The sequence below is a fragment of the Vibrio sp. YYF0003 genome (genome assembly GCF_036350715.1).
Classification (GTDB): domain Bacteria; phylum Pseudomonadota; class Gammaproteobacteria; order Enterobacterales; family Vibrionaceae; genus Vibrio; species Vibrio natriegens.
Genome location: NZ_JAZDWA010000001.1, coordinates 565,533 through 581,076 on the forward strand (window position 1 = coordinate 565,533; position 15,544 = coordinate 581,076).

Genomic DNA, 15,544 nt, shown 5'->3' on the forward strand with positions numbered 1-15,544 from the left:
AAGCTTTTGAGCACCATGCGCAGAGATTAATTTTTAAACATATTTCAGCAACCTTTATTAGTGCGTAACGATTACCGTTCTTTGCAATTTTAATTAATGCGTATGAGATACCGAGTTAGGAAGATTTTATTACCCTAGGCGCTAGTGCAGAGATAATGGTTGGAAGATCGTACACAATTCCCGCTGTTATTGAAGACAATATTTATACTATTTGTCCATAGTAATTATAATGATATAAGAGTTCTTAGTTTTTGTATTATTTCAGGACCAACTACTTTATATAAACACTCACTTCCATAAACTGCATGATTTTTAAATAGCTTACGAGTTAGTTTTAAACGAAGACTACTTATTCTTATGAATGTTGGGTAAATATTAATCGCTATTGCACAAAATAACGAATGAAGTGAGGCAACATATTAAGAGATATTTTCGTGGTACAAGTGAAATGTTCTTCGTGCTAAAGCTTGAGCTTGAAATTGACCGTTGAAGAAGTCAGCTGCTTCGGCGTAGCACCTTTCTAGTCTCATTGGTCAATACTCATCAACAGATCGTTCATTACTCCGTTGAACGGTCCCAAATATTCGGCAGCACTTTGTTTGAATATCCAGAAATAAAACGCTTTACCTCCCCTGTCTGTGAGTCATAGACATGTCGACTCACAGACCCAATGTTGGCACCGTAGATGTGGATGCTGATCGAGGTACGATCTGAGTGAGCGTTTGATACCTTATGAATATCTCCGATACGAGGTGATACTAGGTCAATGTCACCACATTGGAGTTGATGTTTCCCATTCGGTTGTAATCTATTCGATTTTGGATCCAAATAAAACTCTTCACAACACTCAGCACCTCGCATTACTCCTACCATACCCCACACGGTGTGATCATGCACTGGCGTCTGCTGACCGGGTCCCCAAACAAAACTCACCACGGAAAAGCGCTCCAATGGGTCGCAATACAATAAGTATTGCTGATACGTTTCTGGATTTGGTTGAGCGAACTGATCAGGCAACCAATCATCGCAGCTGACAAGTTCGGAGAGGAGCCGTTTGCCGTCCATCATAATACGCGCTTCATCTTGTCCCGCTTTATCGACCAAATGTGTGAAGGCGTGAATAAAGTCCCTTAACCTGGATATGTTACTCATTGCTGACTTTCCGTCTCGTTGGATAAAACGTTTTAACTATAGCAGGTAGTGCGGTCGGCCTTGGATTTCCGCTCGCGCTATGCAGAGAACTGAGAGGTAGAAGCCTCTTGATATTTCTCCTTACCAAAAACCAATATGGTCAGCAGCAATCTCTTCCTCTAGCTGAACGTATGGCCCACGGACTTCAACTTTGCGCTGTCCTGCCATGAATACATCCCGGCAGGCTAAATCTAACGTTAAGTTTTCAGGGTTGTCGCCGGTTAATTCAGCGAGACGCTTTTCTGTAAGCCCGAACACCACGCTACCAATACCAGCCCAGTAAATCGAACCGGCACACATACAACAAGGCTCTACTGATGTCACCAACGTACACTTCTCTAGAAATTCCGGTTGATATTGACGAGAGGCAAGGCGAGCGACATTAGACTCAGCATGACCGACTCCCTTATCTTGCTGATAAGTGTTACCAGAACGAATCAGTATTTCTCCGTCTGGACCAATCAACATTGCGCCAAAAGGATGATTCCCACTTTCCACACTCAATTTTGCTAACTCAATGGTGAGTTTCAGATTTTCAATGTCGTATTTCATCACTAACTCCATATATTGATGTTTTTGAATCCCTTATTGAATCTGAAAACACTATAAGAGAGAGTAACCGTTGTTTAAACTAGAACGTTTAGAAAACTGCGTGCTAATATTTAGAACAGTATTTTTATTCTCGGATATTAGTCATGTCTGCATTAACAAAAGAAATTCGATCGTTTGTCGTCATCGCACACGAAAAATCTTTACGTAAAGCCGCAGAAAAGCTGCATATTGCCGCGTCAGCGCTGAGCCGTCAGATGAATATTCTTGAAGAAGATTTCGGTACCCAACTACTTGTGAGACTCCCAAAAGGGATTGATCTAACGGAGCAAGGTCAGGCACTTTATAAACAAGCGCAACAATGGATTACTGAAGAAAACCGCTTTCGACGGAGCTTAAAGGAAGAGGCTCAGCAAAACTTAATTCAACTACGTATCGGCGCAGTTGATTGCCTAAGCCACAGTGTTCTGCCTAAACTTTACAATTTGCTTTCCTCTCAATTCGACAATTTACGTGTTCATTTTACAACCGGAGACACACAAACACTGACAAACTTGCTTCTGGACAATCAATTGGATTTCGTTATCGCGTTTAACGTCGCCAGACATGAAAAAATCCAATTTGCAGCGCGGCACAGGACTAAGATTGGGCTGGTCCACCTCCCAAAACTATTCGATGAAAAAACGAAATCCATAGAATTGCACGAGTGCCTCAAATGGCCACTTTGCTTTCCTGACAGAAACTTATCAGTGCATACGCGTCTTTATTCGGAGATCCTGAGACAGAACAGTAGCTTTGATATTTCTGCCACAAGCAATTCGTTTAATTTGCTTGCTAGCCTGGTTCGTGAAGGTGCCGGAGTCAGTTTTATGACTTGGTATGACATTGAAAAACAAGTGATGAATGGTGAATTGGCGTTTACGCCACTGAAAGACAAACGACTAGAAGAAGAACTCTGCGTGTGCTTGCCGTCTACTGTAAAAATGAACGAACAGACCCAAAGTATAATCAATAGTATTCTTAAAGTAATCCAGTGACCACAAACACCGATTCTGGTTTGAGAGGGCGTTTTATGCGGTTATTTTTTGCACTGACCTTTGATGATGCTACAAAGCGCAACTTAATGACGTACCAAAATTTATTGCGTTCAAGCGGTATAAATGGCCGGCATACTCGTACAGCGAACCTCCATCTCACGTTGGCTTTTGTCGGTGAAGCGACGCAAGAGCATAAGCAAAAGTTAATCCGTATCTTGCGTCAGTTGAAATCAAAATGTGATGGTCTACAAATCGATCATTTAGGTGCGTTTCACCAAAAACGAAGTCGGTTGGTTTGGATGGGAATAGCAAGCAATCGCGCATTAATGAATTTACAAAGAGAATTGACGACAGCACTGAAAGCACAAGGCTTTGCTACTGAAGCAAAAAAGTATATGCCCCATATTACGCTTTTTCGTCATGATACTGGCGATACACAGCTAAAGTACGTCGATGTTAAGGCGCAACACGTTGATGTTTATTCAATTGCGCTAATGGAAAGCATCTACGTTGACAATAAGCTAGCTTATCGAGTTATCGATGAGGTATTTCAGAGTCAGGGATAGGCTCCCTGACTCGTGACTGTGACAAACGCGATGAACGCTATCTCCCCTTCTAAGTAATCTCAACAGGATTGAAAAGGAAGTTTGCTCCACGTTTGCTATTTTTTATTTTTAGGTACCCAAGCCGTGCGGTCAATATCCAAATCAGGGAACTCATCGGGATTGAATTCCGGATGCTCAGCACCGGCAGCAAGTTTCTTCCTGTAATCCTTTAACAAACGCATTGCGGTTGGGAATAGCATAATCAATGCCAGCAAGTTTACGATGGCGAGTATCCCCATCATCGGATCAGAGAAGAAAAATACTGAAGTCGCGCCTGGTGCAACCGCGCCAACAAATACGATAGCTATAACGGCAATACGTAAAATGTGCAGCGACAATTTGCGCTGAGACATAAAGGTTAGTGCGTTTTCACCCAGATAGTAGTTGTAGATAACGGAACTAAACGAGAACAACAAAATAGCACCGGTTAGATAGTACTGAGACCACTGACCGAGGTGAGACACCAAAGACTGTTGAGTAAGGACAACGCCATCAACACCTTCGGCTCCCGGCACATAGACATCTCCGAGTAGAATCACGAAGGCGGTACAGCTACATACAACAATCGTATCGATAAATACAGATAGTGACTGAGTAATACCCTGACTTATCGGATGAGATACATCTGCCGTTGCCGCGACATTAGGCGCTGAACCTAAACCCGCTTCATTTGAGAACAAGCCTCGTCGTAGACCGTTAGCCAAGGCAGCACCCATACCACCGCCCACGACTTCCTCTATACCGAAAGCATTTTTAACGATAGTCATAATAACGCCTGGGAGCTCCGCAATGTTGATAATGATGACAAGCAGCGCTAAGGCAACATACGCAACCGCCATGATTGGAACGATAACATCGGCCGCTTTCGCAATACGATGGATACCACCATAGATAATGAATCCAACAGCAATAGAAAGAAACACACCAGTGTACAAACGATCAATGCCAAGGCTGTCTGAAGCGGCACCTGCAACGGTATTGCCCTGAAATGCATTAAATCCGATAGCGAAAGAAGCGATCAGACAAACCGCGTAAACGTAGGCGAGCCAACGATAGTCCTCACCAAGACCATGAATAATCGTACGCGCAGCACCGCCACGAAAATCATTGCCTTCCTTTCGTTTATAAAGCTGAGCGAGAGAACATTCGACCAAACTGGTCGCCATACCAACCAATGCCACCGCCCACATCCAGAAGACGGCTCCCGGCCCACCAAGCGTGATTGCAACAGCAACACCAGCGATGTTACCGCCACCTACACGTCCACCAATAGAGAGTAAAAGTGCTTCACGACCAGAGATAGCTTTTTCATCTGAAGTCTGGTTTTTTGTCAGCAATACGCGAAACATTCGCTTGAAGAACCGGAATTGAACAAAGTCAGTTACGATCGTAAAGAATAGACCAAAGATCACGAGGAACGGGACAAGAGCCCAACCCCATGTGAGGTCTCCGATAATACCAAAAAAGGATTCAAGTAATTGCATCATTATTCCTCAAATTAATTAAAGGCTTTCTGATTTATTAACTATACATTTGATAAATAAGTATAAAATTTTTCAGTCCATGATAATCGGCACATCAGTTTTGTTTTTTCGATAAAACATCATGTAACTATTATGATAGTCAGTGAATTTGGGGATAGGAATAAAGATTGCCCAGCTAAAGATCATCGGGAAGCGATCGCTTTAAATGGCAAGTAGCATTTGTTTTTCTACAGGATGAGAAACAAAAAAATGCCCCTATTCGAGAGTCCGTGAATAGAGGCATTTAAAATTGAATGGCGTTTTGTAATAGCGTGTTATGCAGCTTCGAATGCCAAAGCTTTCTTCTCTACCTGACGGAAAATCAGCGTCAGAATGCCGTTGACCGTTAAGTAGAATGCACCAGCAACACCAAATACGGTAAGCGTATCGTAAGTTTGAGCGTTGATACGCTGCGCGTACCCCATAAGATCCATGATGGTGATGGTGCTCGCGAGAGAGGTCCCCTTGAAGACCAAGATCACTTCATTGGAGTATGCCGGAACCGCGCGGCGAATCGCATACGGAAGCAACACTTTTAACGTAGTCGACTTATTCATGCCGAGCGCACGACAAGCTTGCCACTGGCCTGATGGAATTGCGTTGAAAGCACCTTTAAACAACTGAGTACTGTATGACGCGGTATTCAACGCTAAAGCGAACATGGCACAGAACCATGGCTGGCTTAGCCATGACCACAAGAAGCTCTCCCTGATGACATCAAATTGCCCTGGGCCGTAGTAGACCAGAAAAATCTGTACCAACAGTGGTGTTCCCGTAAACAAGGTAATGATGCCTCGACTCAACCAATGCAAGCCTGGCGTACGCAGAATCAACGTTAGTGTCATCAATAACGCAAGGATACAGCCAACAACCAACGACGCTGCGGTCAGTTGGATGCTGGTGCCAAGACCTTCAAGCAATTGCCAAACGTGTTGTTCGTTCATGCGGTAGCCTCCTGACCCATGCTGATTCCTTTAACCGAAAACTTATTATCGATTAGCTTCACCGCTCGTTGTGTTATCAAAGTAATCACCAAATAAACGGCAGCCGCTGTCGCGTACCAAGTAAACGCCTCGTGTGTCGCAGCAGATGTAAGCTGAGCTTGCTTAAGAAGGTCCGTCACACCAATCAGAGAAACCAATGCGGTATCTTTGAGCAACACCAACCATTGGTTAGTGAGTCCTGGTAGCGCGTGCCTTACCGCTTGGGGCAAAGCAATACGCACAAAGGCGTGAATCGGACCGATCCCCAGCGCGCTCGCTGCTTCTCTCTGCCCTTTTCCGACCGCTTTGAGAGCGCCACGCAACGTCTGAGAAGCGTAAGAGGCGAAGATCAATGACAGCGCAATCACACCAGACAGAAACGGGCTAACTTCAATAAAGTCACCGGTGATCAAAAACAGAACCTGTGTTGAGCCAAAATAGATGAACAACACAACAAGAAGCTCTGGCAATCCGCGAATCACCGTGACAAAGGCTGTTGTTGGCCATTTCACGAATATACGACGAGACATTTCACCGCTGGCGAATAACACTGCCAGAATCAAACCGACTAACAGACTTGTAAAAGCTAACTGGACTGTCATCCAACTAGCTTGCACAAGCGATAAAGAGTAACCCGTTAACACCATATTAGTTACCGAAGTACTTGTTGAAGATCACGTCATATTGACCGTTTGCTTTTACGGTTTTAAGCGCAGTATTCAGTTTGTTTACAAGTTCTTCATTGTCTTTGTTTACCGCGATACCAAAACCGTTACCGAAGTACTTCGCATTCGTTACACGTTCGCCAACGTAAGTTAGGTTATCTTCTTTCTTGAACCATTCAGCGACAACGGCTGTATCACCGAAAACAGAATCAATACGGCCGTTTTTCATATCGATGAATGCGTCTTGGTAGCTTGCATAAGGAACCGCAGTCACACCAGGAAGCTGCTCAAGCAGGTATGTTTGGTGAGTTGTACCATTTTGTACACCGACACGCTTGCCTTCTAACTGAGTTTTATCCGCAACTTTGCCTTTCACAGAAACGAATGCAGCTGAGTTGTCGTAGTACGAATCAGAAAAGTTTACTTGCTCTAAACGCGCATCAGTGATGTCCATCGCTGAGATAGCCGCATCGTAACGTTTGAATTTTAATGCAGGAATCAAGCTGTCAAAAGCCTGGTTGTAGAAGCTACATTTTGTTTCCATTTCTTTACAAAGTGCGTTCGCAAGATCCACATCGAAGCCTTGAATTTGGTTATTTTCATCCATGTATTCGAATGGTGCGTACGTCGCTTCCATCGCGAATTTGATTTCTTCTTGAGCTGCTGCATTTGCAGAAATAAGGCCGATTAGTGAAGCTAGTAAAATCTTTTTCATTGCAATACTCCGTGTGTACGTCTTGGGCTGACACTCGCAATGACAGCCGTTCATCTGTGAAGGTTGTTTATAGTTACACCCTTTTATGGGTATACATTTTTAGTGTTTTAAGTAATCAGCAAACTGAGTCGTCTGCGGATTGGTAAAGGCGTCGTTTGTACCATGCTCAACAATATGCCCTTTCTCAAGGTACAAAACATGGCTGGCAATCTTTTTGGCAAAATCCACTTCGTGTGTCACCACAACCTGAGTAATGCCCGTGCCACTTAAATCTTTAATGATCTTAACTACTTGGTTAGTAATCTCAGGATCAAGCGCAGCCGTTGGCTCATCAAACAAAAGAACTTCTGGTTTCATCATCAAAGCACGTGCTATCGCAACTCGCTGCTGTTGACCACCGGATAGCTGCATTGGCCAAGCATCCGCTTTATCGGCCAAATGTAAGGTCGCTAAAATCTGCATCGCCTGCTGTTTAGCTTCATCTTTTGCCATGCCAGAGACTTTGACTGGTGCTTCAATCAAGTTCTCCATCACCGTCATATGAGGCCAAAGGTTGTATTGCTGGAACACCATACCGACTTTACGGCGAAGCGCTAAACCATGCTTTTCTTTAATTTCAGTTGAAAAGTCGAAAGCGTCATTCGCGATGTTTAACTGGCCATTATCTGCACCTTCTAAAAGGTTGAGAACGCGCAGTAGAGAGCTTTTCCCTGCGCCGCTTGGGCCTAATAACACCAATGTTTCACCGCTTTCACAATTAAAACTGACATCGTGAAGAACTTGTGTATCACCGTAGGATTTGTTGATCCCGCAAACCTGAATACTCATGCTGTCATACCGCATTAATTGTCATCGGGCGTTAATATTACCAATAAGTGTATTTTATGCAATATATATGTATAAAAATATATTTTGTTAAATTTTTGTATGTGTAAATTACAGCATCACAGAGCATATGACTGGTTTGATGAGTAAATAAATTACGGAGCCGAGTAAATAATAAAGTGCATCAAAAACGAAGAGTTGAGACGTGATTAAGTGCAGGAGTTAACCTGTGGATTGGATTGCGATTTACTCGCCGTGGTGTCCCCCACCACTTGGATAAATTCATAAACAGTAATGGGGGAACCTTTAGTAATGAGACGTGCCGCTGCAGTCAGCCAAGGTTCTAATAGCGCAATTCCTTGAGCTATCAGGACATTGAATCAGAACGAGTTAGACATATTCGAAACCAAATATTATTGCGGAGGAATATTCTGATTCATTCTGAACAAGTTATTCGGATCATACTTTTTCTTTATTTCCTGAAGACGTGCGTACGTTGGGCCATAAGCAGACTCGGTGCGTTCCGACTCGTCCTGAGTCAGGAAGTTGATGTAAGCACCGCCACTGGCAAAAGGTCTGGTTTTCGTGAAGAAATCACGCGCCCAAGTAATGCATTTTTCATCATCCTCCGCGGCATCCCAGCGCCCGTGGACATTAAGAACGTACTCAGCATCACGACAAGAATACGCCATCGATTCAGGCGCAGGGCGGGAAGCGGCACAGCCTAGAGAGGCGATAAAAATCTCACATTGAGGTGACGGTAATTTCCCTGCGTATTCGATAGCAGCGTCTATCACCCCTTCGCTGAGCTCGGTAAAGTTATGCGATTTCCAATAATTACGTGCACCCGGCGTTAAAAGTGGATCAAAGGCTTGCTGCCATGCGGCAAAAGGTTGTACACCGATGTGCTCACCATGAGCATCACCAAACGACCGAAGCGGTTCGATCAGCTTTTCACCCTCGGAAGGATCTCCCGCATAACAAATGGCAAGAACGACGACCTCTTTACCATGAACCTCTTCAGGCAAAAAAGGTAAAGGTGGCGCTTTGCGGCTAACCATCCAAACACTGAGTTCTTCTGGAGCGGTTTTCGTGAATTGAGCGAATTGACTAATGACGGACTTGGCTTGACTAAATGGGAATACGATCAGGCCGCTAAGTACATCAGGACCAACAGGGTGAAGCTGGAACTCAAACTGAGTAACGATGCCAAAGTTACCACCGCCCCCCCGAAGTGCCCAGAATAAATCTTGATTTTCTGTCTCACTAGCAAGCAATTGACGCCCATCTGCTGTCACCACGTTCGCAGATACCAAGCTATCAATCGTCATACCATATTTACGACTTAGCCAGCCAAAGCCGCCACCTAGCGTTAAACCAGCAATACCCGTCGTAGAATTAATACCTACAGGAGTGGCCAGACCATAATTTTGTGTCTTCGCATCGATGTCACCAAGGGTACAACCGGGTCCGACAATCGCCTTTTGTGCTGACGGATAGACCTGAACCTCGTTAAGAAGAGTTAAGTCTATCATCAAACCATCATCACACACGGCATTACCAGCAATGTTGTGCCCTCCTCCTCGAACAGAGACGAGCAAGTTGTTTTCTCTAGCGAAATTCACTGACAACACAACATCTTCCGCCGATTTACAGCGAGCGATCATACCGGGCTTGCGGTCTATCATGCCGTTCCAAATTTTACGAACCTCATCATAAGACGCATCATCAGGTAAAATAGCCTCACCACCGAAATGTTTTATAAAGTCTTCGACCTTAGCGCTTTCGATACTTTTCATACAAGTTGCCTCATACGTTTTGCATGAGCACTTGCGAGTATTGAATAAGACACCCAAGCTCCTCATACTTAAACGTTTATTTAGAGTAGCTATTATCCAGTTACAATAATCTGCTTCTTAAACCTCAATATATTGCTAAAAAGTAGATCGTCCATTTTCTAAAGTAGGCAAGATAAGGAAAACAGTATTTTCGAGTTTAATCAGGTCACTGTAATTAGGTTTAATCGTCTAATTTACTTGTCTACCTTGGAACCCGAGCTCCAACAATAGATTCGGGGTGATACAGTTTTTAAAACGCTTAAAGTGTATGAGCAATTCATTGAGATAGTTATGAAAAAGCGTCTCATTACTGATATTTAAATCAATAAAATGAAAATATATCGCTTATACAATCACTTAACAAAAAGAAATCACTAACTAATTACTAAGATTGATATCAGTTTTATTGCTTATCCAATTCCACAAAAAGAGCCAGAAACCCTTTCAAGATTGGTGATAACCCTCCCATAAATAAAATTAAACGGATGAAATCGAGGCGTTCATATTACGATTTAATTGCTTAGCCATAAGACATTCATAGATTTTATATTACCCAAACGGAGGATTAAATCGCATATAAATTAGAACAATAAACCTAATTTATATTAAGAAAATAATGATTGGATTTTAGTTCGCAGTATTAACCCGATGTTTTAAGCATCCAATACTTGGATTAGATAGGATATCAAGCATGAAACTTAAACCACTTTCTTTAAAGTTAGCCACCGGCACCCTCTTGCTTTCAGTCTCTGGCGTTTCTTATGCCTTTGACTGCCCGGAGAATTTTCCTATATGCGCACCCGCAACGGTTATAGAAGCGGCAGTGCCAAGATTGTTGTCAACGGTATCTCCCGGTGATGCTCCACTAATATTAAGAACGACCACACTAATAACTGCAGCTTGGTTTGACGCTATTGCACCTTATAGTGATACCGCGATTGGTGTACATTCCGACTTAGGTCGACTTAACGCAGGAGACAGTGATTCAGCAAGAAACATCGCAATCATGTACGCCAGCCATAAAGTGCTCAATAGCTTAATGCCACAATTTGCTTCGGACTGGGATGCCATGCTGCTCACTGTGGGGCTCGACCCAGATGACAATACACTTGATGCGAACACAGCGATAGGCGTGGGTAACCTTGCAGGTAACGCCGTTGTGGCAGCTCGTGTAGATGATGGTATGAACCAGTTAGGAACCGACTGTAACCAATATTATCCAAAGCCGTACGCTGATTGCACAGGCTATCGACCAGTTAACACCGCAGAAAAATTAACCGACCCTAGACGATGGCAGCCAGATACACTCACATCTGGTAGCGGCATCTTTTTCTCCCAACAATTTGTCACCCCTCAATTAGGCAGCACCCAACCTTTTAGTTACGACAAACCAACCATAACTGTGCCTAAACCAACAAGATCTTATGCCATAAATCCAAGTGGCAAAGCATTTCCGGACTATATCGAGCAAGCCAATGAAGTATTAGAAGCACAAGCAGACTTAACTGATGAACAAAAGTTATTTTCGGAGTTTTATGACAATAAAATCATTAGCTTGGGTTATTCAACCCTAGCCTCGACTTTCTATCACCACCTATCACTAGAACAATTTGTTCAGCTTGATTACCTGGTGAACGTCGCAGCCTTCGATGCAGGGATAACAGTTTGGGACAATAAGCGAAAATACGACGCCGTCAGGCCATTTTCAGCGATTGGCTATCTGTATAAGAACGACAACATTACCGCTTGGGGTGGCCCTGGAATGGGTACAGTAAGCGATCTTAAAGGCAGTGAATGGCGACCATATTTACAATCCGCAAATCACCCAGAATACCCTTCAGCCAGTGCCAGTTTTTGCCGCGCTCATGCCACTTCGACCAAGCGCTACTTACAAGAAGAGTTAGGCCTTCCTTACGAAGCTGCTAACGATCTAAGTTTCTGGCAACCTGGATTCTTGCCTGAACAGTTTGAAGTCCTAGATAAGCAATCGGGAACATCTCTAATTGAACCAGGGGTAACTCCGCAATCGCACACCGTTTTGGGTTGGAGTACTTGGGACGAATTCTCTGATAAGTGTGGGTTAAGTCGTTTATGGGCTGGGGTCCACTTTTATGACTCCATTCCGGCTGGTCAATCGATCGGAGATCCTATTGGTTCAGCAGCCTACGATTGGTTAAAAACTTACATAAATGGGACGGCACAATAATATAAGTTTAGACACTGATAATAGCTATTAATCATAAAAAACGTTTACACTCGCCTTTTATATATGACTTAAGATCATTTTTAAAAGGCGAGTTTATTGCTTCACGAGTACTATTACTAACATTTCAAATACCCACTATTACTTTTCTATTTCCGATTAAACACCTCTTCTTTCAAGACTAATATCCTGCTGTAGAGCATGACCTACACTCCCTTTTAAGCATCTAATCTAAATAAGGTTTTATCTAAAAATAAAGGTTCATAACGTCCAGCGGAGCCAAAAACTCCTGCGAGAGATTGATAGGCTTAGCTTATTAAATTAATCGGTCTAAGTGATATGATAAATCTCAGGTTCCTTACTATTATCAATTACAAGTTACTGAGATGTATAAACATTAACTTCTAAACAGATAATCAAACAGTGATAAAACACTTACATTTTCTGTTTAAGAAAAAATAATATTTCACTGCTAAAAGGACACCCTATGAACAACAGCGATAATAACTCAGCAGGAAAGTGCCCGGTAATGCATGGTGGCATGACTTCCACCGGTTCGACCGTGATGGAATGGTGGCCGAACGCGCTTAACTTAGACATTCTCCATCAGCACGATAAAAAAACAAACCCACTTGGTGAAGACTTCGACTACCGTGAAGCACTTAAATCACTTGACGTTGAAGCCTTAAAAAATGATGTGAAAGCGCTAATGACGGACAGCCAAGAGTGGTGGCCAGCGGACTGGGGACACTACGGCGGCTTAATGATTCGTATGGCGTGGCACTCTGCTGGTAGCTACCGCACCACTGATGGTCGCGGGGGTGGTTCAACCGGTAACCAACGCTTTGCGCCACTTAACTCTTGGCCAGACAACGGTAACTTAGATAAGGCTCGTCGCTTGTTGTGGCCAATTAAGAAAAAATACGGCAACAAAATAAGCTGGGCAGATTTAATGCTTCTTGCGGGTAACATGGCATATGAATCTATGGGTCTTAAAACCTTTGGATTTGCCTTTGGCCGAGAAGATATCTGGCATCCGGAAAAAGACATATACTGGGGTTCCGAAAAAGAATGGTTAGCGCCAAGTGGTGGCGAAGGTACCCGTTACTCTGGCGAACGTGACCTTGAAAACCCTCTGGCAGCAGTGATGATGGGTTTGATCTATGTGAACCCGGAAGGTGTAGACGGTAATCCAGACCCTCTTAAAACCGCAGCCGACATGCGTGTCACCTTTGCACGTATGGCGATGAATGATGAAGAGACCGTCGCTTTAACGGCAGGTGGTCACACGGTTGGTAAAGCTCACGGTAATGGCGACGCGGCAAACTTAGGTCCAGACCCTGAAGGTGCCGACATTGAAGAGCAAGGTCTTGGTTGGAATAACCACAAATCTCGCGGCATTGGCCGTGACACCGTAACCAGTGGCGTTGAAGGCGCTTGGACAAGCCATCCGACTCAATGGGACAACGGCTATTTCAAAATGCTACTAGAACATGAGTGGCAACTAACCAAAAGCCCTGCCGGCGCTTGGCAATACGAGCCTGTAGATATCGCAGAAGAAGATAAGCCAGTCGATGTTGAAGATCCGTCAATTCGTTACAACCCAATGATGACAGATGCCGATATGGCTTTGAAGGTTGACCCTGAGTATCGCAAGATTTCTGAGCGCTTCTACCAAGACCAAGAGTACTTTAACGAAGTATTCGCGAGAGCCTGGTTTAAGCTGACGCACCGCGATTTAGGCCCTAAAGCGCGTTATATTGGCCCAGATGTACCAGCCGAAGATCTTATCTGGCAAGATCCAATCCCTGCTGGCACGACCAACTACGACGCAAACGCAGTAAAGGCAAAAATAGCAGCAACGGACTTAAGCGTTTCTGATTTGGTTTCAACCGCTTGGGACAGTGCACGTACATTCCGACACTCGGATCTTCGAGGTGGTGCTAACGGCGCACGCATACGCTTAGCTCCACAAAACGCATGGGAAGGCAACGAACCACAACGTCTGGCTCGCGTACTTGATGTACTAACTAAGATTGCAGATGAATCTGGTGTCAGCGTGGCGGATACTATCGTGCTTGCTGGTAATGTCGGGCTTGAACAAGCAATTAAAGCGGCAGGTTTTGACGTTACAGTGCCATTTACACCTGGTCGCGGCGATGCTACGGCTGAGCAAACCGATGTTGAGTCATTCGATGTCCTTGAACCAGTGGCTGACGGATTCCGAAACTGGCAGAAACAGCATTATGCCGTTAAACCAGAGGAAATGCTGCTAGACCGTGCACAGCTGCTTGGTCTGACCGGTCCAGAAATGACGGTACTACTAGGTGGTATGCGTGTACTTGGTACTAACCACGGCGGTACTCAACATGGTGTGTTTACTGACCGTGTAGGTGCGCTGACCAATGACTTCTTCGTAAACCTAACGGACATGTCGTACACATGGAAACCAACTGGCCGCAACTCTTACGATATTTGTGACCGTAAAACAGGTGAAGCGAAATGGACAGCAACGCGCGTAGACTTAGTCTTTGGGTCAAACTCCATCTTGCGTTCTTATGCTGAAGTGTACGCTCAAGATGACAATCAAGAGAAGTTCGTAAAAGACTTTATCTCGGCTTGGACGAAAGTCATGAACGCAGACCGATTCGATTTGGTTTAATAACGAGCCACATACACTGGAAATGCACTTTGGTGCGTATTAAATCAAAAGCCGCTATTTTTAGCGGCTTTTTGTTTACACTGTAAATCTATTACAGTTTAACCCAGACTTGTGGGAACTCATCACTATCTGTTTGAACGTTGATACTAACCAAAGAATCATTATCCACTTCAAGCGTCGCAATATTTACATTTCCAATCTGAATGCATTGCGCATCAAGCAGTTCCATCATGATTACGCTTTCTAATCCTGCCGAAGTAAAAAGCGAACCTTCACTGCTACACGCAGATCCAGTTAACGCGATTGCCCCCGATTCATCAATCGACATTTGATACAGTCCGTCAGAGTATCTTGCCTGATAAGTGCCAGCATAATTGCTCAGGTCAGCGCTCTCTTTGGTGATGGGTAATAAAACGGAAGAACCATTAGCATTATTACAAGTTAAGTTAGTACCGCTCATTTCACAGTTAACGGAAGCGGTTAAAAACGTAATTTGATCATTGCTTAGAGCCCCTAGGTACGAAGTTTGATGTTCTCTCGCATCCCAAAGCGTAAGTTGTGGCTCCACTCCCTCTTGTATAACGACCTGCGCACCATCTGGAGAGGCGTCATCCGCCCAAATAACGCCTGAGTAAACACCACTTTCCACATGCGCTTGCCTGTTGTCATCACTGTCGCTATTACATCCCCACAGAGCGAAAACCGATAATAAAGTAACAAACAAAGTATTGTGTCGATTCATTCTTGT

The 15,544-nt window shown here is 44.0% G+C and carries 13 protein-coding genes; 4 read left to right on the top strand and 9 right to left on the bottom strand.

Translation table 11 applies throughout. The annotated features are described in order from the left end of the window. Nucleotides 1-558: 558 nt before the first annotated feature. Nucleotides 559-1,152: a cysteine dioxygenase gene (locus tag V1U08_RS02490; RefSeq protein ID WP_330469824.1), complete on the bottom strand. Its 594-nt coding sequence runs from the start codon at nt 1,150-1,152 to the stop codon at nt 559-561. Between the two features lie 120 nt (nt 1,153-1,272). Continuing rightward, entirely contained in the window at nt 1,273-1,743 is a 471-nt protein-coding gene (locus V1U08_RS02495) for a nucleoside deaminase (protein WP_330469825.1), read from the bottom strand. A 143-nt stretch (nt 1,744-1,886) separates the two neighbouring features. On the opposite strand from V1U08_RS02495, the gene V1U08_RS02500 reads away from it, so the two are divergent. Together V1U08_RS02500 and thpR are read left to right on the top strand one after the other, a co-directional pair. Beyond that, nucleotides 1,887-2,777 carry a LysR family transcriptional regulator gene (locus V1U08_RS02500; protein ID WP_330469826.1) on the top strand — a complete coding sequence of 297 codons (891 nt, stop codon included), beginning with the start codon at nt 1,887-1,889 and terminating at the stop codon, nt 2,775-2,777. Between the two features lie 35 nt (nt 2,778-2,812). After that, nucleotides 2,813-3,343: an RNA 2',3'-cyclic phosphodiesterase gene (thpR, locus tag V1U08_RS02505; protein ID WP_330469827.1), complete on the top strand. Its 531-nt coding sequence runs from the start codon at nt 2,813-2,815 to the stop codon at nt 3,341-3,343. 95 nt (nt 3,344-3,438) lie between these two features. Here the strand turns inward: thpR and V1U08_RS02510 are convergent, their stop codons facing one another. From V1U08_RS02510 to V1U08_RS02535, 6 genes are all read right to left on the bottom strand, one after another. Next, nucleotides 3,439-4,869: an alanine/glycine:cation symporter family protein gene (locus V1U08_RS02510; protein ID WP_231113068.1), complete on the bottom strand. Its 1,431-nt coding sequence runs from the start codon at nt 4,867-4,869 to the stop codon at nt 3,439-3,441. Nucleotides 4,870-5,180: 311 nt separating this feature from the next. Then, nucleotides 5,181-5,849, bottom strand: coding sequence for an arginine ABC transporter permease ArtM (artM, locus tag V1U08_RS02515; RefSeq protein WP_020335984.1), 669 nt, complete (start codon nt 5,847-5,849; stop codon nt 5,181-5,183). Further along, entirely contained in the window at nt 5,846-6,535 is a 690-nt protein-coding gene (gene artQ / locus V1U08_RS02520; RefSeq protein WP_330469828.1) for an arginine ABC transporter permease ArtQ, read from the bottom strand. The genes artM and artQ overlap by 4 nt, the downstream gene beginning before the upstream one ends. A gap of 1 nt (nt 6,536) precedes the next feature. Continuing rightward, nucleotides 6,537-7,268, bottom strand: a complete 732-nt coding sequence (locus tag V1U08_RS02525; RefSeq protein WP_263839429.1) for a lysine/arginine/ornithine ABC transporter substrate-binding protein — start codon at nt 7,266-7,268, stop codon at nt 6,537-6,539. Nucleotides 7,269-7,367: 99 nt separating this feature from the next. Next, nucleotides 7,368-8,096, bottom strand: coding sequence for an arginine ABC transporter ATP-binding protein ArtP (artP, locus tag V1U08_RS02530; RefSeq protein ID WP_014234361.1), 729 nt, complete (start codon nt 8,094-8,096; stop codon nt 7,368-7,370). A 410-nt stretch (nt 8,097-8,506) separates the two neighbouring features. Then, nucleotides 8,507-9,892 (bottom strand): FAD-binding oxidoreductase, encoded by a 1,386-nt coding sequence (locus V1U08_RS02535; protein WP_330469829.1) that lies wholly within the window; start codon nt 9,890-9,892, stop codon nt 8,507-8,509. Between the two features lie 730 nt (nt 9,893-10,622). Here V1U08_RS02535 and V1U08_RS02540 point away from each other — a divergent pair. Both V1U08_RS02540 and katG read left to right on the top strand, forming a co-directional pair. Beyond that, nucleotides 10,623-12,137, top strand: a complete 1,515-nt coding sequence (locus tag V1U08_RS02540; protein ID WP_330469830.1) for a vanadium-dependent haloperoxidase — start codon at nt 10,623-10,625, stop codon at nt 12,135-12,137. 484 nt (nt 12,138-12,621) lie between these two features. Next, nucleotides 12,622-14,796: a catalase/peroxidase HPI gene (gene katG / locus V1U08_RS02545; RefSeq protein WP_239951842.1), complete on the top strand. Its 2,175-nt coding sequence runs from the start codon at nt 12,622-12,624 to the stop codon at nt 14,794-14,796. Between the two features lie 91 nt (nt 14,797-14,887). Here the strand turns inward: katG and V1U08_RS02550 are convergent, their stop codons facing one another. Beyond that, nucleotides 14,888-15,538, bottom strand: a complete 651-nt coding sequence (locus tag V1U08_RS02550; RefSeq protein WP_330469831.1) for a hypothetical protein — start codon at nt 15,536-15,538, stop codon at nt 14,888-14,890. Nucleotides 15,539-15,544: the final 6 nt, after the last annotated feature.

Bases quoted from the DNA above. Each gene is read 5' to 3' on its own strand.
- V1U08_RS02490 (WP_330469824.1), bottom strand. From the start codon at position 1,152: ATGAGTAACATATCCAGGTTAAGGGACTTTATTCACGCCTTCACACAT.
- V1U08_RS02495 (WP_330469825.1), bottom strand. From the start codon at position 1,743: ATGAAATACGACATTGAAAATCTGAAACTCACCATTGAGTTAGCAAAA.
- V1U08_RS02500 (WP_330469826.1), top strand. From the start codon at position 1,887: ATGTCTGCATTAACAAAAGAAATTCGATCGTTTGTCGTCATCGCACAC.
- thpR (WP_330469827.1), top strand. From the start codon at position 2,813: ATGCGGTTATTTTTTGCACTGACCTTTGATGATGCTACAAAGCGCAAC.
- V1U08_RS02510 (WP_231113068.1), bottom strand. From the start codon at position 4,869: ATGATGCAATTACTTGAATCCTTTTTTGGTATTATCGGAGACCTCACA.
- artM (WP_020335984.1), bottom strand. From the start codon at position 5,849: ATGAACGAACAACACGTTTGGCAATTGCTTGAAGGTCTTGGCACCAGC.
- artQ (WP_330469828.1), bottom strand. From the start codon at position 6,535: ATGGTGTTAACGGGTTACTCTTTATCGCTTGTGCAAGCTAGTTGGATG.
- V1U08_RS02525 (WP_263839429.1), bottom strand. From the start codon at position 7,268: ATGAAAAAGATTTTACTAGCTTCACTAATCGGCCTTATTTCTGCAAAT.
- artP (WP_014234361.1), bottom strand. From the start codon at position 8,096: ATGAGTATTCAGGTTTGCGGGATCAACAAATCCTACGGTGATACACAA.
- V1U08_RS02535 (WP_330469829.1), bottom strand. From the start codon at position 9,892: ATGAAAAGTATCGAAAGCGCTAAGGTCGAAGACTTTATAAAACATTTC.
- V1U08_RS02540 (WP_330469830.1), top strand. From the start codon at position 10,623: ATGAAACTTAAACCACTTTCTTTAAAGTTAGCCACCGGCACCCTCTTG.
- katG (WP_239951842.1), top strand. From the start codon at position 12,622: ATGAACAACAGCGATAATAACTCAGCAGGAAAGTGCCCGGTAATGCAT.
- V1U08_RS02550 (WP_330469831.1), bottom strand. From the start codon at position 15,538: ATGAATCGACACAATACTTTGTTTGTTACTTTATTATCGGTTTTCGCT.